The organism is Promicromonospora aerolata (assembly GCF_042682255.1).
In the GTDB taxonomy this organism is placed as follows: domain Bacteria; phylum Actinomycetota; class Actinomycetes; order Actinomycetales; family Cellulomonadaceae; genus Promicromonospora; species Promicromonospora aerolata.
This window is the reverse complement of record NZ_JBHUHF010000001.1, coordinates 2,970,260-2,986,234: the sequence shown is the minus strand read 5'-3', so window position 1 is coordinate 2,986,234 and position 15,975 is coordinate 2,970,260. Positions and strand designations below refer to the sequence as shown.

17 protein-coding genes are annotated in these 15,975 nt (G+C 71.9%); 11 read left to right on the top strand and 6 right to left on the bottom strand.

The window, feature by feature from the left end; genetic code table 11:
* Window positions 1-37: 37 nt before the first annotated feature.
* The 5 genes from alr to ACFSL2_RS13305 all read left to right on the top strand — a co-directional run bounded on the left by alr (window position 38) and on the right by ACFSL2_RS13305 (window position 4,199).
* Window positions 38-1,273, top strand: coding sequence for an alanine racemase (gene alr, locus ACFSL2_RS13325; protein WP_377198333.1), 1,236 nt, complete (start codon window positions 38-40; stop codon window positions 1,271-1,273).
* A gap of 32 nt (window positions 1,274-1,305) precedes the next feature.
* Complete coding sequence (gene tsaE / locus ACFSL2_RS13320; RefSeq protein WP_377200821.1) at window positions 1,306-1,842, top strand: tRNA (adenosine(37)-N6)-threonylcarbamoyltransferase complex ATPase subunit type 1 TsaE; 537 nt, start codon at window positions 1,306-1,308, stop codon at window positions 1,840-1,842.
* A 25-nt stretch (window positions 1,843-1,867) separates the two neighbouring features.
* Window positions 1,868-2,638, top strand: coding sequence for a tRNA (adenosine(37)-N6)-threonylcarbamoyltransferase complex dimerization subunit type 1 TsaB (gene tsaB, locus ACFSL2_RS13315; RefSeq protein ID WP_377198332.1), 771 nt, complete (start codon window positions 1,868-1,870; stop codon window positions 2,636-2,638).
* Window positions 2,635-3,192 carry a ribosomal protein S18-alanine N-acetyltransferase gene (rimI, locus tag ACFSL2_RS13310; RefSeq protein WP_377198331.1) on the top strand — a complete coding sequence of 186 codons (558 nt, stop codon included), beginning with the start codon at window positions 2,635-2,637 and terminating at the stop codon, window positions 3,190-3,192. Before tsaB ends, rimI begins: the two co-directional genes overlap by 4 nt.
* Before the next feature lie 125 nt (window positions 3,193-3,317).
* Window positions 3,318-4,199 (top strand): sulfurtransferase, encoded by an 882-nt coding sequence (locus ACFSL2_RS13305; RefSeq protein ID WP_377198330.1) that lies wholly within the window; start codon window positions 3,318-3,320, stop codon window positions 4,197-4,199.
* 27 nt (window positions 4,200-4,226) lie between these two features.
* Here ACFSL2_RS13305 and ACFSL2_RS13300 read toward each other — a convergent pair whose 3' ends face one another.
* Together ACFSL2_RS13300 and tsaD are read right to left on the bottom strand one after the other, a co-directional pair.
* The gene (locus tag ACFSL2_RS13300; protein WP_377198329.1) at window positions 4,227-4,937 is read right to left on the bottom strand and encodes a hypothetical protein; all 711 of its coding nucleotides are present in this window, start codon (window positions 4,935-4,937) and stop codon (window positions 4,227-4,229) included.
* Between the two features lie 42 nt (window positions 4,938-4,979).
* Window positions 4,980-6,023: a tRNA (adenosine(37)-N6)-threonylcarbamoyltransferase complex transferase subunit TsaD gene (tsaD, locus tag ACFSL2_RS13295; protein WP_377198328.1), complete on the bottom strand. Its 1,044-nt coding sequence runs from the start codon at window positions 6,021-6,023 to the stop codon at window positions 4,980-4,982.
* A gap of 109 nt (window positions 6,024-6,132) precedes the next feature.
* On the opposite strand from tsaD, the gene ACFSL2_RS13290 reads away from it, so the two are divergent.
* Window positions 6,133-6,747, top strand: coding sequence for a malonic semialdehyde reductase (locus tag ACFSL2_RS13290; protein ID WP_377198327.1), 615 nt, complete (start codon window positions 6,133-6,135; stop codon window positions 6,745-6,747).
* Window positions 6,748-6,752: 5 nt separating this feature from the next.
* Here the strand turns inward: ACFSL2_RS13290 and ACFSL2_RS13285 are convergent, their stop codons facing one another.
* Together ACFSL2_RS13285 and ACFSL2_RS13280 are read right to left on the bottom strand one after the other, a co-directional pair.
* Window positions 6,753-7,931 carry a glutamate--cysteine ligase gene (locus ACFSL2_RS13285; RefSeq protein WP_377198326.1) on the bottom strand — a complete coding sequence of 393 codons (1,179 nt, stop codon included), beginning with the start codon at window positions 7,929-7,931 and terminating at the stop codon, window positions 6,753-6,755.
* Entirely contained in the window at window positions 7,928-9,196 is a 1,269-nt protein-coding gene (locus ACFSL2_RS13280) for a class I SAM-dependent methyltransferase (RefSeq protein ID WP_377198325.1), read from the bottom strand. The genes ACFSL2_RS13285 and ACFSL2_RS13280 overlap by 4 nt, the downstream gene beginning before the upstream one ends.
* Window positions 9,197-9,528: 332 nt before the next feature.
* Between ACFSL2_RS13280 and groES the strand changes: the two genes are divergently transcribed.
* Window positions 9,529-9,825: a co-chaperone GroES gene (groES, locus tag ACFSL2_RS13275; protein WP_253869104.1), complete on the top strand. Its 297-nt coding sequence runs from the start codon at window positions 9,529-9,531 to the stop codon at window positions 9,823-9,825.
* A 225-nt stretch (window positions 9,826-10,050) separates the two neighbouring features.
* Here the strand turns inward: groES and ACFSL2_RS13270 are convergent, their stop codons facing one another.
* The gene (locus ACFSL2_RS13270) at window positions 10,051-10,338 is read right to left on the bottom strand and encodes a WhiB family transcriptional regulator (protein ID WP_274993201.1); all 288 of its coding nucleotides are present in this window, start codon (window positions 10,336-10,338) and stop codon (window positions 10,051-10,053) included.
* 189 nt (window positions 10,339-10,527) lie between these two features.
* Here ACFSL2_RS13270 and ACFSL2_RS13265 point away from each other — a divergent pair, with 189 nt between their 5' ends.
* Together ACFSL2_RS13265 and guaB are read left to right on the top strand one after the other, a co-directional pair.
* Window positions 10,528-11,754 carry a MerR family transcriptional regulator gene (locus ACFSL2_RS13265; protein WP_377198324.1) on the top strand — a complete coding sequence of 409 codons (1,227 nt, stop codon included), beginning with the start codon at window positions 10,528-10,530 and terminating at the stop codon, window positions 11,752-11,754.
* Window positions 11,755-11,821: 67 nt separating this feature from the next.
* Entirely contained in the window at window positions 11,822-13,336 is a 1,515-nt protein-coding gene (guaB, locus tag ACFSL2_RS13260) for an IMP dehydrogenase (protein WP_377198323.1), read from the top strand.
* A gap of 101 nt (window positions 13,337-13,437) precedes the next feature.
* Here the strand turns inward: guaB and ACFSL2_RS13255 are convergent, their stop codons facing one another.
* Window positions 13,438-14,160: an exonuclease domain-containing protein gene (locus tag ACFSL2_RS13255; protein ID WP_377198322.1), complete on the bottom strand. Its 723-nt coding sequence runs from the start codon at window positions 14,158-14,160 to the stop codon at window positions 13,438-13,440.
* Between the two features lie 173 nt (window positions 14,161-14,333).
* Here ACFSL2_RS13255 and ACFSL2_RS13250 point away from each other — a divergent pair, with 173 nt between their 5' ends.
* Both ACFSL2_RS13250 and ACFSL2_RS13245 read left to right on the top strand, forming a co-directional pair.
* Window positions 14,334-15,458: a GuaB3 family IMP dehydrogenase-related protein gene (locus ACFSL2_RS13250; RefSeq protein ID WP_377198321.1), complete on the top strand. Its 1,125-nt coding sequence runs from the start codon at window positions 14,334-14,336 to the stop codon at window positions 15,456-15,458.
* The gene (locus ACFSL2_RS13245; RefSeq protein ID WP_377198320.1) at window positions 15,455-15,934 is read left to right on the top strand and encodes a GNAT family acetyltransferase; all 480 of its coding nucleotides are present in this window, start codon (window positions 15,455-15,457) and stop codon (window positions 15,932-15,934) included. Before ACFSL2_RS13250 ends, ACFSL2_RS13245 begins: the two co-directional genes overlap by 4 nt.
* The last annotated feature ends 41 nt before the right edge of the window (window positions 15,935-15,975 follow it).

Below are 15,975 nucleotides of genomic sequence, written 5' to 3'. Positions count from 1 at the left end.
GGTCCGCCGTGGTCGGACAGGTGCAAGAATCGGTGCGATGAGCACCACGCCCGACCAATCCGCCCGCGCGGTCGTCGATCTGGACGCGATCCGCGACAACGTGCGCGCCCTGCGGGCGGCTGCCCCGACCGCGCAGGTCATGGCTGTCGTCAAGGCTGACGCGTACGGCCACGGGCTGGCACCCGCGGCCCGGGCGGCGCTCGCGGGCGGTGCCACCTGGCTCGGCGCGGCACACGGCACCGAGGCGCTGGCCATCCGCGCCGCCGTCGGCCCTGCACCCCGCGTCCTGTCCTGGCTCTACGCACCCGGAGCACCGTTCGCCGAGCTGGTCCGGCAGGATGTCGACATCGCGGTCGCCGCACCCTGGGCCCTCGACGAGGTGGCCGACGGCGCCCGCGCGGCCGGCCGCACCGCCCGCGTGCACCTCAAGGTCGACACCGGGCTCGGCCGCAACGGGGTCACCCCGGAGGACCTGCCCGCCGTGCTCGACCGGGCCGCGGCGCTGCAGGCGGACGGTGCGCTCACGGTCATCGGGCTCATGTCGCACTTCGCCCTCGCGGACGAGCCCGACGACCCGTCGGTGAAGATGCAGACCCACGCCTTCGAGGACGCGATCCGCACCGTCGAGGCGGCGGGCATGCCGCTCGAGGTGCGGCACATCGCGAACTCCGCCGCGACCCTCACCAACCCGGCGGCACACTACGACCTGGTCCGCCCGGGAATCGCCGTCTACGGGCTGTCTCCCGTCCCGCACCTCGGTGCACCGGGCGACTACGGGCTGCGCCCCGCGATGACGCTGGAAGCGCGGCTCGCCACCGTCAAGCGGGTGCCGGCCGGCCGCGGCGTCTCGTACGGCCACTTCTACACCACGACGCAGGACACCGTGCTCGGCGTGATCCCGCTCGGGTACGGGGACGGGATCCCGCGGCACGCCTCGGGCGGCTCGCTCGGCCCCGGCGGCCCCGTCCTGGTGGGCGGCGGCGTGGGCGACGTCGCAGCACCCGATGCCGGCCTCGGCACCGCCCGCGTGCTGCGGATCGCCGGTCGTGTGTGCATGGACCAGGTGATGCTCGACCTCGGCCCGTACGCTCCGGAGCAGGCCGGTGACGTGGTCACGCTGTTCGGCGCGTCCGACGGGCTGGCCCGCGCCGGCGCGCCCAACGCGGAGGACTGGGCACAGGCCGCCGGCACCATCAGCTACGAGATCGTGACGCGCCTCGGCGCGCGCGTCCCGCGCGTGTACGCGGGCACGGCAGGAAAGGAGACCGCGTGAGCGGGGCAGCAGGAGAACAGGGCGACACCGCGATGTCGGAGGTGGTGACGCTGGAGCTGCGCGACGCCGAGACGACGCGCGCACTGGGCGCAGCTCTCGCCGAGGAGCTGCACGCGGGGGACCTGGTGATCCTCACGGGCGACCTCGGCGCCGGGAAGACCACCCTCACCCAGGGGATCGGCGCGTCGCTCAACGTACGCGGCCAGGTCGCGTCGCCCACGTTCATCGTGGCGCGCGAGCACCCGGCGCTGCCCCGCGCCGACGGGACGCACGGGCCCGGGCTGGTACACGTCGACGCCTACCGGCTCGGCGGTCTGAGCGAGCTCGACGCGCTCGACCTCGACTCGTCCCTCGAGGACTCCGTGACCGTCGTCGAGTGGGGGCGCGGCCTGGCCGAGGCGCTCGCGGACGACCGCCTGGAGATCGACCTGGAGCGCCCGCGCGGGGCGCCGTCGTTCGACCCGGGTGTGGCCGCGGAGGAGGACCCGGAGGCGGGGACCCGCAAGGCGACGATCCGCGCCGTCGGGCAGCGCTGGGCCGGCGTGGACCTGGCTGCGCTGCTGGACTGAGCGGCCGGCGTAATACCCTGGTCATGTGGCCGTTCTTGCTCTCGATACCTCAGCAGCCGTCGCCGTCTCGCTCGTCTCCGATGACGGCGCGCGCCTCGCGTCCCGGACCTCGGACGAGCGCCGCCGGCACGCCGAGTCGCTCGCGCCCCTGATCGAGGAGGTCCTCGCCGAGGCGGGCGTCGAGCCCAGCGATCTGACCGCCGTCGTCGCAGGTACGGGGCCCGCCCCGTTCACCGGCCTGCGCGTCGGACTGGTCACGGCGCGCACGCTCGCGCTCACGCTCGGCATCCCCGTGCTGGGGGTGCCCAGCCTCGATGCACTGGCCGTGCAGGCCGTCAGCGACCTCGGGCTCAGGCCCGGCACGGAGATCCTCGCGACCTCCGACGCGCGCCGCAAGGAGGTCTACTGGGCGCGCTACCGCGTGGTCGCGCTCGAAGGCCCGCACGGCTTTCCGGTCGCCGAACGGCTCGCGGGACCTGACGTCGACCGGGCCGGGTTCGTCGCCCAGGCGCAGCTCGCGCCGCCCGAGACCGAGGACGGGCAGCTGCCCGTCGTGATCGGTGAGGGAGCGATGCTCTACCCGGAGTTCCTGCCGGTGGCCGACGATGCGCCGCTCGTGCCCGACGCGACGGTCCTGGCCCGGCTGGCGCTCGTGCGCCGCGCCGCGGGCGAGGAACAGCCGTCCGAGCCCCTGTACCTCCGGCGGCCGGACGTGCACGAACCGGCACGTGCCGCGACCGGCCCGGCCACCGGCGCCGGCTCGGCCGCCGCTGCTTCCACCGGGGGTGTCGCATGATCACGGAGGTGCGGCTCCGCCCGCTGCGCAACGCGGACTTCGATCGGGTGCTGGAGCTGGAGCGTCAGCTGTTCGGCCGCGGCGCCTGGACCTACGGGATGCTCGCCGACGAGCTCGCCGGGCTCGGCCGCTGGTACATCGTGGCGGAGCCGGAGCGGCTCGACCGCGCGGGTGACCAGCCCATCGTCGGCTACGCGGGCCTGTGGTTCGACGGGGACGTCACGCAGGTCATGACCATCGGCGTCGACCCGGCCGCCCAGCGGCACGGCGTGGGCAGGCAGCTCCTGGCGGCCCTGATCGAGCGGTCGCGCAAGGTCAAGGCCGAGGCCGTGCTGCTGGAGGTGCGCGTCGACAACGCCCCGGCCATCGCGATGTACCGGGAGTTCGGGTTCGAGGTCCTCGGCGTGCGCAAGCGCTACTACCAGCCGGAGAACATGGACGCGTTCACGATGCGTCTCGACCTGGCGGCCGCCGCCGACCCCGTGGCGGACGCTCCGGTCGACGCCCCGGACACACCGGATGCCCCGGACGACGAGGCGGGGGACGCGGCGTAGCGTTGCCGAAACGTCCTACCCGAGCACATACATGCTGCGTGCAGAGGGCGTCGTGAACGTCGACGGCACCGGGCGTAACGCCGCCTGGAACCGGGTCGGCAGCCAACGATGAGAGGTGCCACACGATGAGAGAACGAGTACTGGTCGACGCGACGACGCTGGCGGCGGACCTGCAGGTCGGTGGCGGGCCGGACCCGGTCGAGGGGCGCCCCGTCGTCCTCGACGTCCGCTGGGCGCTCGGCATGACCGACGGTCGCGACCAGTACCGCGCCGGCCATGTCCCTGGCGCGGTGTACGTGGACCTCGAGACCGAGCTCGCCGCGCATGCGTCGCCTGCCGCCGGGCGGCACCCGTTACCGTCGACGTCGGCGTTCCAGCAGGCCGCACGCCGTTGGGGCGTCTCGGGGGACTCGCACGTCGTGGTCTACGACTCCGTCGGCGGCACCTCCGCGGCCCGCGCCTGGTGGCTGCTGCGGTACTTCGGTGTGCGGGCGGTGCGCATCCTCGACGGCGGCCTCGCCGCCTGGTCCGCGGAAGGGCTCGTCCTCGAACCGGGTGACGTGACGCCCGAGCCGGGCGACGTCGTCGCGCAGCCGGGCGGTATGCCCGTGCTCGACGCCGACGAGGCGGCCGCCCTGGCCGACGGCGACGGGGTGCTCCTCGACGCACGGGCCGCCGAGCGCTACCGCGGCGAGGTGGAGCCCGTCGACCCGCAGGCCGGGCACATCCCCGGGGCGGCGAGCGCGCCGACCACCGAGAACCTGGGCACGGACGGTCGGTTCCTGTCGACCGCTGACCTGAGGCGGCGCTTCGGTGAGCTGGGGGTGTCGACGGGTTCGACCGGCTCGGGGCACGCCCGCTCGACCGGCGTGTACTGCGGTTCGGGAGTCACGGCGTCGCACGAGGTGGCCGCGCTCGCGGTGGTGGGTGTCGACGCGGCCCTGTACCCGGGTTCGTGGTCGCAGTGGTCGAACGACCCGGCACGCGAGGTCGCCATCGGGGCGTGAGCCCGACCGGCGGTCGTGCCGGGGACCTCAGGTCGTGGTGCGCTGTTCGCTGAGCACGGTGATCTTCTGCCAGACCTTGCGGGACATGCCCATGGTGAGGGTCTCGATCGTCGACACCGTGTTCAGCACGACATCGTCCTGCGACTCCTCCGCGCACAGCGCCGCGGCCTTGGCCACGAGCGACAGCAGCTCGGTGCAGTACTCCAGGTAGTACTCGACCTGCTCGGGCGTGAGGTCGCCGTCGGCGTCCTCGAACGCGTCCCGCAGGCTCTCCGGCTCCTTGGTGAGCTGGTGCATGTCGATGATGTGGGCCAGCGACCGCAGCCGGTGGAGCTTGGCCAGAAGGTCGGTGCGCTGGACGCGCTCGGGTACGGAGTGCAGCACCACGACCGCTATCGCGACGAAGACCAGGTCGTTGACGGCACTCTCGATGAGCGGGAGCCAGTCCAGCCCGTTGTCCGGTGCCTCGGTGAACGCCGCCTCGACGGCGAACCCGAACGCCACCAGCGCGACCAGCACCACGACGGCGATCAGGCCTCGTGACCCGGCCCGGACGAGACGGCTGCGCCGTCGCGTGTCGGCCGAGGTATCCGCCACCTGCTCCGTCAGGGCAGCGAGCTCCTGCGCCACCCGCTGGATGCCGCGGCCGGGGAACCGGGCGCCGACCCGGTCGCGCAGTCGGCGGGCTGTTTCGATGACGGGGGCCGGCTCGAGCTTCTCCAGCGTTCTGACAGGCACGGGAGGCAGCGTAGAGCCCAGGGTCCCTACGCGGGAACGTCGTCAGACCGTGATGGTGGTCAGCGGCATCGACGAGTCCACCGGGATGTCCAGGTTGCTGGGGGCGACCCCGGCGCGCACGACGGCGGAGCCCAGCGCAGCGATCATCGCGCCGTTGTCGGTGCAGTACCGGATCGGCGGGATGCGCAGGTCGATCCCGGCCTCGGCGCACCGCTTGGCCGCCATCTCGCGCAGCTGGCTGTTGGCCGAGAAGCCCCCGCCGATCACGAGCGTGTCGACGTCGTGCTTGTGGCAGGCGGCGATCGTCTTGGTGGTGAGGACGTCGGCGACCGCCTCGGCGAACGACGCGGCGACGTCGTGCACCGGGATGGCCTGTCCGGCGTCGGTGCGTGCCTCGACCCAGCGGGCGACCGCCGTCTTGAGGCCGGAGAACGAGAAGTCGTACGCGTGCTTCGCCTGGTCCTTCGCCGCGGTGAGGCCACGCGGGAACCGGATGGCGGAGGGATCGCCCTCGCGGGCGAGCCGGTCGATGTGCGGGCCGCCGGGGTAGGGGAGCCCGAGCAGGCGGCCGACCTTGTCGAAGGCCTCGCCCGCGGCGTCGTCCAGCGTGGAGCCGAGCTCGGTGACGTCGGTGGCGATGTCGTCCACCATCAGGAGCGAGCTGTGGCCACCGCTCACCACGAGCGCCATCGCGCGTTCTGGTAGGGGGCCGTCCACGAGCTGGTCCACGCACGCGTGGCCGATCACGTGGTTCACGCCGTACAGCGGCTTGTTCAGCCCGATCGACAGAGCCTTCGCCGCCGACGCCCCGATGGTGAGCGGTCCCACGAGGCCAGGACCGGCGGTGACGGCCACCGCGTCGACCTCGGACAGGTCGACGTCGGCCTCGCCGAGCGCCTTCTGGATGGTGGGGATCATCGCCTCGAGGTGGGCGCGGCTGGCGACCTCGGGAATGATGCCGCCGTAGCGGGCATGCTCTTCCATCGAGCTGGCGACGGCGTCGACCAGCAGCTCGTTTCCGCGGACCAGCGCGACACCGGTCTCGTCGCAGGAGGTCTCGATGCCGAGGACCAGGGGTTCTGCCATGTGCTCCAGCCTAATTGGTCGCGGCGGTGCGGTGGGTGACGCCCCGCCTGTGGTGGGCGTCATAGTTGAATCTGGAACGATCGCCCGGGGCTATCGTGTTGACGCGGGCATGACTGAGACGCTTGAGGCCACTGGCCTCGCCATCGACGACGTGACCGCCGACCGGCTCTTCCGCACGGCGCGCACCGTGACGTCGTTCGCCGAGTCCGACGTGACCGACCAGCAGCTCGCCGCCGTCTACGACCTCATCAAGTGGGGGCCCACGGCGATGAACGTCAGCCCGCTGCGCGTGCTCGTCGTCCGTACGCCGGAGGCGCGGCAGCGGCTCGTGGCGACCATGCCCGAGGGCAACCAGGAGCGCGTCGCGAACGCACCCGTCACCCTGGTGCTCGCCTATGACCCCGAGTTCCACGAGCGTCTCGACGTCCTGGTTCCGCACCTGCCGGGCGCACGCGAGATCTTTGCCGGCGACGACGCGGCCCGCGCCGACGCCGCACGCACCAACGCCCTGCTGCAGGCCGGCTACCTCGTGGTGGGCCTGCGGGCGGCGGGCCTGGCCGCCGGCCCGATGCACGGGCTCTACGACGGGATCGACGCCGAGTTCTTCGCCGAGAGCGGCTGGAAGGGCTTCCTCGTCGTGAACGTCAGTGCGGTCGAGGGCGCCGACACCAGCCGCCCGCGCGCCCCGCGTCTCGAGTTCGACGAGGTCGCACAGGTCGTCTGAGCGGGTCAGGTGGGCAGCGGCCGGCCGGTGTGCATCTCCTCGACCATCGCGCGGACGACGGACACCAGGTCGCCGTCGTGGGCCGCGGCCACCGCCTGCTGCCGCCGGTAGGACGGTCCGGAGCGGACGATGTCCCGCACGCCCGCGAGCTCCGTCGCGCACCCGAGCCGGTGCGCGACGGGCTCGAGCTCGACCAGCAGCTTGCCGACGGCGTCGACGAGCGGCCCCTGGTTGCCCTCGGCGTCGAGAATGACCGTGGCGTCGAGGCCGTAGCGCGCGGAACGGAACTTGTTCTCCTGCACGAACCAGGTCGGCAGCACCGGCAGGGCCCGCCCCTGGTCGAGCTGGGTGGACAGGTGCTCCACGAGGCAGTGCACCAGGGCTGCGAGCGTGAGGGCTTCGGACAGGTTGGTCGGCCCGTCGCAGACCCGTACCTCGAGCGTGCCGAACGTCGGCGACGGGCGCACGTCCCAGTGGACCTCGTTGAACGCCTCGACCGCGCCGACGTGCAGCATGTCGCCCGCGTACGCCTCCAGCTCCTGCCAGGTCTCGAACGGGACCGGCAGCCCCGAGCTGGGAATCTGCTGGAACAGCAGGGACCGGTTGGAGGCGTATCCCGTGTGCTCGCCGGCCCAGTACGGTGACCCGGCCGACAGTGCCTGCAGGTGCGGAAAATAGGTGAGCATCGCGCGCATCAGCGGGAGCGCCTTGTCGCGGTGCTCGACCCCGACGTGGACGTGGAGCCCCCAGATGATCAGGTGCGTGCCCCAGACCCCGCTGCGCTCCATGATGCGGCTGTAGCGCTCCTTGTCGCCCACCTGCTGGTCCGCGCCCCGCGCGAACGGGTGCGTCCCGCCGCCCATGAGGTCCAGGCCCAGCCGGTCGGTCGCCGTCCGGACCTGGTCGAGGCTGCGGGTCAGGTCCGTCCCGGCGTCGGCCACCGTGCGGCAGACGCCGGTGACCAGCTCGACGGTGTTCTTCATGAACTCACCGGTCACGTGCGGCGCGTAGCCGCCGGTGGGGCTCTGCCGGGGCGCGCCGACGTCGCGTGCGACCGCGGCGAGCACCTCCGGCCCGGCCTGGGACAGGTCGGCGGTGCGGGAGTCGACCAGCCCGATCTCCCATTCGAGGCCCACCGTCGAGCGGGGGGATTCACCGAAGCCGAGACGGGCCGGCGAGCTCATACCGGTCCCAGTGGTTCGACGAGCAGTATCCGTTGGTTGCCTGCCACGCGTGTGAGCACGATCGTCGCCTCCTCGGTCCCGGTGAGCACGAGCTGCTTGCGAAGTTGTTCAGGCACCACCGCGGTGCCCCGCTTCTTGATCGTGATGCGGCCGACGTTGCGGTCACGCAGGTAAGACTTGAGCCGCTTCAGGCCGAACGGCATGGTGTCGAGCACCCGGTAACCGGTGGCGATCGGCGCCTGCGCCCCGGCCGACTCGGTGGGGCGGACCGGCGGCAGCTCGGCCGGGCGGTCCGTGGTGACGTACGCGATGGTCGGGTCGACGAGGCGCCCGCCCAGCTCGGCGGCCGCCTGGCCCACGAGACCGGCACGGATGACCGCGCCGTCGGGTTCGTAGAGGTACTGGCCCACGTCCCCGACGTCCGGCACGACGTCGGACCCCCGCACGGTGCGGCTCAGCGTGTGTTCCTTCCCGTCGTCGTCGGTGAACGTGCGCAGCACGAGCGCCGTGCGGCCGGGGCCGTCGGGCGCGAGCGGGCCGAACCAGATCCCGGCCTCGACCACGTCGCCGTTGACGGAGACCCACTGCGTCTCCGCGTCGTCAGGGAGTCCCTCGTGCGGGATGCCCGGACCGACCTTGATGCCGACCGCCGCGACGGTGTCGCGCAGCGCCCACACGGAATCCAGCGGCGGCTCGTAGGCACGCGGGTCGAAGATCCGGCGGCTCCGCCCGCCCGAGCCGCCACTCGAGCGGCGGGCCGGATCGGCGTAGACGCCCTCGACGCCCTCGGCGCGCAGGTCGAGGGCCAGTCCGTCCGCGTGGCGCACGTCCGCCTCGGGGAAGTGGCGCAGGTTCCACTGCGCGATGGCGGCGGTGCACTCGTCCAGGTCCGTCGCCACGACACGGAGGCCGGTACCGGCGAAGGCGAGAGAGTCGGCGCCGATGCCGCACGTCAGGTCGGCGAGCATCGTGACGCCGGCGTCGAGGTAGCGCCGGGCGTGCAGCGCGGCGACGAGGAGCCGGGTGGCCTGCTCCAGCCCGTCCGCGGTGAAGAGCATGCCGTCCGCGAAGTCGCCGAACTTGCTCCGCGCCCGGGCGCGGAGCCTGGACTGGGTGACCACGGCGGCCGCGAGGTCCGGCGCGATGCCCTGGGCACGCAGCGTGGTCACGGTCTTCATCGCGTGTCGTTCGTCGTAGGGCGGAAGGGCGCCCAGCAGGGCCCAGCCGTCGGGGCTGAGCAGTTTGCTCAGAATCGCCGCATCCATGGGAAGATCTTTCCACGTCTGGCCTGGTGGTGACGAGCGACCGGGTGCAACCTTTTCACCGGGATGGTGAGTTTTCGGTGTGGCGACGGCGAGTCGGCTCCGCAGGGTGTGAGCAGGTCCACGCGATTGGCACTCGCCTTGACCGAGTGCTAGCACCGACCTAGATTTGGGGTGTTCACCGCTGCGGCATCCCGTTCACGGGCCCGCGGGGGAGAACCCAGACGTTCGTGCCCGCCGGCACCCGCGACGACGGCGGACGGTCGAACGTTCGAGCCACTTACGTCCATCACGCAGCTGATCTCTCGATCCGCTCACGAAAGAGGAGGTCCGACGTGTCGGTCCCCATCAAGCCGCTCGAGGACCGGATCGTCGTCAAGGCTCTCGAAGCCGAGACCACGACCGCTTCCGGCCTGGTCATCCCGGACACCGCCAAGGAGAAGCCCCAGGAGGGCGAGGTTCTGGCCGTTGGCCAGGGCCGCATCGACGACAACGGCAACCGTGTGCCGCTGGACGTCGCCGTCGGTGACAAGGTGATCTACTCCAAGTACGGCGGCACCGAGGTCAAGTACGCGGGTGAGGAGTACCTCGTGCTCTCCGCCCGCGACGTCCTCGCCGTGGTCGTGAGCTGACACCAGCTCACGCCAGGTAGAAGACGAGAGCCCCGCACCGTTCGGTGCGGGGCTCTTGCCGCGCCCGGAGAAGTTGTTCGTCGAAGTTGGTCGCGCGGAATCTTGGTCGCGCGGAGCAGTTGGTCGCGCGAGGAGCTGGTCACGCGAGGGGTTGGTCGCCCGGCGGGACCTGCGGCGGCGATGCCGCAGGACTGACCCGTCGACGGGCGCCGGTGCGAAAGTGGTTCAGGCGGAGACGGACTTGCCGGCGAGGATGGCCGACCGCTCGTCCTCGCTGAGCCCGCCCCACACGCCGTACGGCTCACGGACGCGGAGCGACTGCTCGCGGCACTGCATCATCACGGGGCAGGAGCGGCAGATCGCCTTGGCGGCCTCGGCGCGCCTGCGGCGCGTCGACCCGCGCTCGCCCTCGGGGTGGAAGAACAGGGTGTCGTCCGCGTCGCGGCAGGAACCCTGGTACTGCCATTCCCACAGTTCCATTACCGGACCGGGAAGCCTCGAGATCTCCGTCATGCCGAACAACCTACAAGTTGTGCAGAAGTTGTTCAAGGGGCAATTTCTCCGATTGTGCGGCGAATCGGGGCAGGCAAGCGCGTCAGGCCTGACCGGTTTTGTTCCGTTCTGAGTTGGATTCCACCGAGATCGGCGGCACGCCGGGTTTCGCAGTGGCGCAGAGAGGTCCAGGTCGGCAGAATCGAGTCCATGACTTCTTCGCGGCCTGCCCAGAGCTCGGGCGGGTCACGTACATCCAGCCCCGGATTGGCCGTCGCCGCCGTAGCCAGACGCCTCGGGGTCGCGCCAGCCACCCTCCGTACGTGGGACCGCCGGTACGGGCTCGGCCCGTCGGGCCGCACCGCCGGTTCGCACCGCCGCTACACCCCGGACGACGTCGCCCGGCTCCTCGTGATGCGCCGCCTGACGCTCGAGGGCGTGGCGCCGGTGGACGCGGCACGGGCCGCGGTCGAGGCCGGGGACGCCGAGCTGGAGGTGGCCACCCGGACGGCGCCCGCGCTGCCCACGGTGCGGGTCGAGGGCGACCCGGAGTCCCTGGAGCCGGAGTTCGCCGAGACGTTCCTCGGCACCGTGGAGGCGCCGACCGCGACCAGCGACGACCAGGACGGGGACGAGCCGGACGCACCGGGTCCGCCGCCGGGCGACGAGCAGCCGGAGGAGCCCCGCGGCCGGGCACGGCTGCGGGCCCTGCCCGGTGGGGCGACCGGCGGTGACGCCCCGGTCGCTGCCGGACCGCGTGCGGCCTCGTCGCCGGCGCCGACGTCGGGCCGGGTCTCCGCACTCGTCGATGCGGCACTGGCCTACAGTCGCACCGCCTGCGACAACCTGCTCGTGCTGGGCCCCGAGGGGGACCCGGCGACGTGGTGGACCGACCTGGTCGAGCCGGCGTGGCTGCGGCTGTCGGAACGCACGGTCCTCGCCGGCCCGGGCGAGATGCCGGAGGTGGTGCTCGCGACCTCGGCGCTGCGCGCCCTGCGCAACTACACCGAGGAGTTCGAGCGTGCGATGGTCGAGGCGGGCGGCCCCCCGGCCAACCACCCGAGCCGGATGCGCAAGATCGTCCTCGTGTTCGCCGCACCCGACGAGGTGGTGCCGCTGTCGGCGCACGCGCTCGCCGCGGCACTGGCCGCGCAGGGTTCGATGGCCCGGATCGTCACCGGCCCCGCGAGCACCCACCGATCGGTCGAGCTGGTGACCATGGTCCGTCCGACGGCGGTCGTGCTGGCCACCACGCAGACCAAGCCGGACCTCGACGTCGTGCACGCGGTGAACGAGAGCTACCCGGACCTGCCGATCTTCGTCGGGCTGCGGGCCGACGCCGCTGCGACGGACCTGCCGTTCGGGCCCACGGTGCAGCGGGTCCGGTCGTTCACCGGGCTGCTGCACGAGGTGCTGGCCGTCATCAAGGCGAGGTGACGCACGCCTCGGGCACGTCCGTTCGCCCGGCCAGGATCTGTGGCCGCTCGGGTCGTAGACTTGCTGCATGACGGACCAGACCGCGCCGGCCGACCCGTTCGGATTCCTCGGGCTCACCTATGACGACGTCCTGCTGCAGCCGGGTTACTCCGACCTGGCACCGTCGGACATCGACACGACGTCGCGCCTGACGCGCGAGATCTCGCTCAAGATCCCGCTGCTCTCCGCGGCGATGGACACGGTCACCGAGTCGGCCATGGCCATCGCCATGGCCCGGCAGGGTGGCCTCGGTGTGCTGCACCGCAACCTCTCGATCGAGGACCAGGCCTACCAGGTCGACCTCGTGAAGCGGACCCAGACCGGCATCATCACCAACCCCGTCACCATCGGCCCGGACGCCACGCTCGAGGAGCTCGACACCCTCGCGGGCCAGTTCCGGATCTCCGGTTTCCCCGTGGTCGACGCCGACAACAGGCTGATCGGCATGGTCACCAACCGCGACCTGCGCTTCACGCCGGTCGCCGAGTGGGGCACCACCAAGGTGGACGAGGTGATGACGCCCCAGCCGCTGATCACCGGCCCGTCGACCATCTCGCGGGACGACGCGACGCTGCTGCTGCGCAAGCACAAGCTCGAGCGCCTCCCGCTGATCGACCCCGACGGCCGCATCACCGGGCTGATCACCGTCAAGGACTTCGTGAAGTCCGAGCAGTTCCCGGACTCGTCCAAGGACAGCCAGGGCCGCCTCATGGTCGGTGCGGCGATCGGCTACTTCGGCGATGCCTGGCAGCGCGCCACCGACCTGATCGAGGCCGGCGTGGACGTGCTGGTCGCCGACACCGCGCACGGCAACGTCCGCATGCTGATCGACATGGTCAAGCGCCTCAAGACCGACCCGGCCACGAGGGACGTCCAGGTGATCGGCGGCAACGTCGCCACCCGGCAGGGCGCCCAGGCGTTCGTCGACGCGGGCGCGGACGCCGTGAAGGTGGGCGTCGGACCTGGCTCGATCTGCACCACGCGCGTCGTGACCGGCGTGGGCGTACCGCAGATCACCGCCGTCTACGAGGCGTCACTGGCCTGCAAGCCGGCGGGCGTGCCCGTCATCGCCGACGGCGGTCTCAAGCACTCCGGCGAGATCGGCAAGGCCATCGTGGCCGGCGCCGACTCCGTGATGCTGGGCTCGCTGTTCGCGGGCTGCGAGGAGACACCGGGCGACCTGGTGCTCGTCAACGGCAAGCAGTTCAAGACGTACCGCGGCATGGGCTCGATGGGCGCCATGTCCTCGCGGGGCAAGAAGTCCTACTCCAAGGACCGCTACTTCCAGGCCGAGGTCACGAGCGACGACAAGATCGTGCCCGAGGGCATCGAGGGACAGGTGGCCTACAAGGGTCCGCTGTCGACCGTGGCGCACCAGCTCATCGGCGGGCTGCACCAGACGATGTTCTACACCGGTGCGCGGACCGTTCCGGAGCTCCAGGCCAACGGTAAGTTCATCCGGATCACCTCGGCGTCGCTCAAGGAGAGCCACCCGCACGACGTGCAGATGACCGTCGAGTCACCGAACTACAGCGGCTTCTGAGCCCTCTGCGTGTGAGCCCTCTGGTGGTCGAGCTTGTCGAGACGCCGGTCTCGGCAGGCTCGACCAACCGCTGAACAAGTTCCGGTCGGTGCGCTGTCCAGTCAGAGTGCGGCCGAGTACTGCACCGGCCACACGCCCGACGCACCGGGTCCGTCCAGCCCCTGCTCGCGGCGCCACTCGTTGAAGCTCACGGCCCATTGGCGGTGCGCGCCGATCTGCTGCTGATGCAGGTCGGTGAGCGGCATCCGCTCGAGCTGCGGGAACCGGCGTGCCAGTGCCTCCAGCACGTCGAGCGTGGCCAGCACGTCCACCTCTGCGGTGTGGAGGTCGCCGTCCGACGTGACGCCGTACCACTGGGACAGGTCACCGAGGCGGCGCTTGCCGGCGCGGTACCGGTCCAGCCACCGGTCGATGACCAGCGGGTCCACCACCGGCTCGACCGGGTGGCCCAGGCGCTGCGGGAGGGTCTTGAGCCCGTGACGCAACAGCTCCGAGTCGAGCAGCGAGAGATCGAAGGCCGCGTTGTAGGCGACGACGGGCACGCCGTCGGCCAGGTGGGTGGCGAGCTCGGTCGCGATCTCCTCGAGGGCCTCCCGGGGGTGGACCCCATGAGCGCGGGCGTGCTCCGTGGAGATGCCGTGGATGGCAGCGGCCTCCGCCGGGATCTCGACGCCCGGGTCCATCAGCCAGGTACGGACCTCCGTGCCCACCCGGGGAGTGCGCAGCACGAGGGCTGCCGTGACGATGCGGTCGCCCGCGACATCCACCCCGGTGGTCTCGGTGTCGAAGCCCAGCAGCGGCCCGTTGATCCAGGTCTCGTTCATGGTGTCCTCCCTGCTCGTCCGGGTTTTCTGGGTCGTGCGCGCCGCGCGCGGCACGGCCGCCCGGTGCGGCCATGGAGAACCTTGCCACCGCTCACTGACAGTGTGGTTCGCCCCACCCGCGCACATCACCGGAACCGGCGTGCTTCGTCTGGTCCGGTGGGTAGGCTTGGCGGGTGAGCAACGAGATCGAGATCGGACGTGGCAAGCGCGGGCGGCGCGCCTATTCCTTCGACGACATCGCGGTGGTGCCCTCGCGGCGCACGCGCGACCCGAAGGACGTCTCGGTCGGCTGGCAGATCGACGCCTATCACTTCGACCTGCCGATCGTCGCGGCCCCGATGGACTCGGTGATGAGCCCGAGCAGCGCCGTGGCGCTGGGCCGGTTCGGCGGTCTCGGTGTGCTCGATCTCGAAGGTCTGTGGACGCGCTACGAGTCGCCCGAGCCGCTGCTCGAGGAGATCGCGGCGCTGCCGGGCGACGAGGCGACGCGGCGGATGCAGGCGATCTACTCCGAGCCCATCAAGCCGGAGCTCATCACGCAGCGGCTCAAGGAGATCCGGGCCGCCGGCGTCACGGTGGCAGGTGCCCTCACCCCGCAGCGCACGCAGGAGTTCTACAAGACGGTGGTCGACGCCGGCGTCGACCTGTTCGTCATCCGCGGCACCACGGTCTCCGCGGAGCACGTGTCGGGCAACGCGGAGCCGCTCAACCTCAAGCGGTTCATCTACGAGCTGGACGTCCCGGTCGTCGTCGGCGGAGCCTCGACGTACACCGCGGCGCTGCACCTGATGCGCACGGGAGCGGCGGGCGTGCTGGTCGGCTTCGGTGGCGGCGCCGCCCACACGACGCGCGTCAGCCTCGGCATCCACGCGCCCATGGCGACCTCGATGGCCGACGTCGCGGCGGCGCGCCGCGACTACCTCGACGAGTCCGGCGGCCGCTACGTGCACGTCATCGCCGACGGCGGCGTCGGCCACTCCGGCGACATCGTCAAGGCCGTGGCCTGCGGCGCCGACGCCGTGATGCTCGGTGCCGCGCTCGCGCGTGCCGCAGAGGCGCCCGGCCAGGGCTTCCACTGGGGGCCCGAGGCGCACCACCCGCAGCTGCCGCGTGGTGAGCGGGTCGAGGTGGGCACCGTGGGCACGCTCGAGGAGATCCTCTTCGGTCCGGGCAAGCAGGCGGACGGCACCCTGAACCTCGTGGGCGCGCTCCGGCGTGCCATGGCGACCACCGGCTACTCCGACCTCAAGGAGTTCCAGCGGGTCGAGGTCGTCGTGTCGCCGTACCAGCCGCGATGAGCACGCTGCCCGACGGCGAGCCGCTCGCCCCGGTCCTCGCGGCGGCACCCGTGGCCGACGGCGAGTTCGTGGAGATCACCGACGCCGACGTCGAGCAGGTCGTCGAGCTGTGGAAGACGTGCGAGCTGACCCGTCCCTGGAACGACCCGTACGTCGACATCGCCGAGGCGCGAGCGGGGGACGGTTCGACCGTCCTGGTGGCGCGGGCCGACGGCCGTGTGGCCGCGACGGCGATGGCGGGCCACGACGGGCACCGGGGCTGGCTCTACTACGTGGCCGTCGCGCCCGAGCTGCGGAGCACGGGTCTGGGCCGGGCGGCGGTGGTCGCGGCCGAGGCCTGGCTCGTGGCACGCGGTGCGCGCAAGATCCAGCTCATGGTGCGAACCGGTAACGCCGACGTGCTCGGCTTCTACGGCCGGCTGGGCTACGCAGACCAGGAGTGCACGGTTCTGGGCCGCTGGATCCCGTCCGACTGAGGTCGTGTCGAGCGAGGTGAAGGCGCTGCGACATCGGCGGC

Coding starts and splice junctions, on each gene's coding strand:
- ACFSL2_RS13280 (WP_377198325.1), bottom strand. CDS start 9,196: ATGGATGCGGCGATTCTGAGCAAACTGCTCAGCCCCGACGGCTGGGCC.
- ACFSL2_RS13245 (WP_377198320.1), top strand. CDS start 15,455: ATGAGCACGCTGCCCGACGGCGAGCCGCTCGCCCCGGTCCTCGCGGCG.
- rimI (WP_377198331.1), top strand. CDS start 2,635: ATGATCACGGAGGTGCGGCTCCGCCCGCTGCGCAACGCGGACTTCGAT.
- alr (WP_377198333.1), top strand. CDS start 38: ATGAGCACCACGCCCGACCAATCCGCCCGCGCGGTCGTCGATCTGGAC.
- ACFSL2_RS13255 (WP_377198322.1), bottom strand. CDS start 14,160: ATGAACGAGACCTGGATCAACGGGCCGCTGCTGGGCTTCGACACCGAG.
- ACFSL2_RS13270 (WP_274993201.1), bottom strand. CDS start 10,338: ATGACGGAGATCTCGAGGCTTCCCGGTCCGGTAATGGAACTGTGGGAA.
- ACFSL2_RS13265 (WP_377198324.1), top strand. CDS start 10,528: ATGACTTCTTCGCGGCCTGCCCAGAGCTCGGGCGGGTCACGTACATCC.
- tsaD (WP_377198328.1), bottom strand. CDS start 6,023: ATGGCAGAACCCCTGGTCCTCGGCATCGAGACCTCCTGCGACGAGACC.
- ACFSL2_RS13290 (WP_377198327.1), top strand. CDS start 6,133: ATGACTGAGACGCTTGAGGCCACTGGCCTCGCCATCGACGACGTGACC.
- ACFSL2_RS13305 (WP_377198330.1), top strand. CDS start 3,318: ATGAGAGAACGAGTACTGGTCGACGCGACGACGCTGGCGGCGGACCTG.
- ACFSL2_RS13285 (WP_377198326.1), bottom strand. CDS start 7,931: ATGAGCTCGCCGGCCCGTCTCGGCTTCGGTGAATCCCCCCGCTCGACG.
- guaB (WP_377198323.1), top strand. CDS start 11,822: ATGACGGACCAGACCGCGCCGGCCGACCCGTTCGGATTCCTCGGGCTC.
- tsaE (WP_377200821.1), top strand. CDS start 1,306: ATGTCGGAGGTGGTGACGCTGGAGCTGCGCGACGCCGAGACGACGCGC.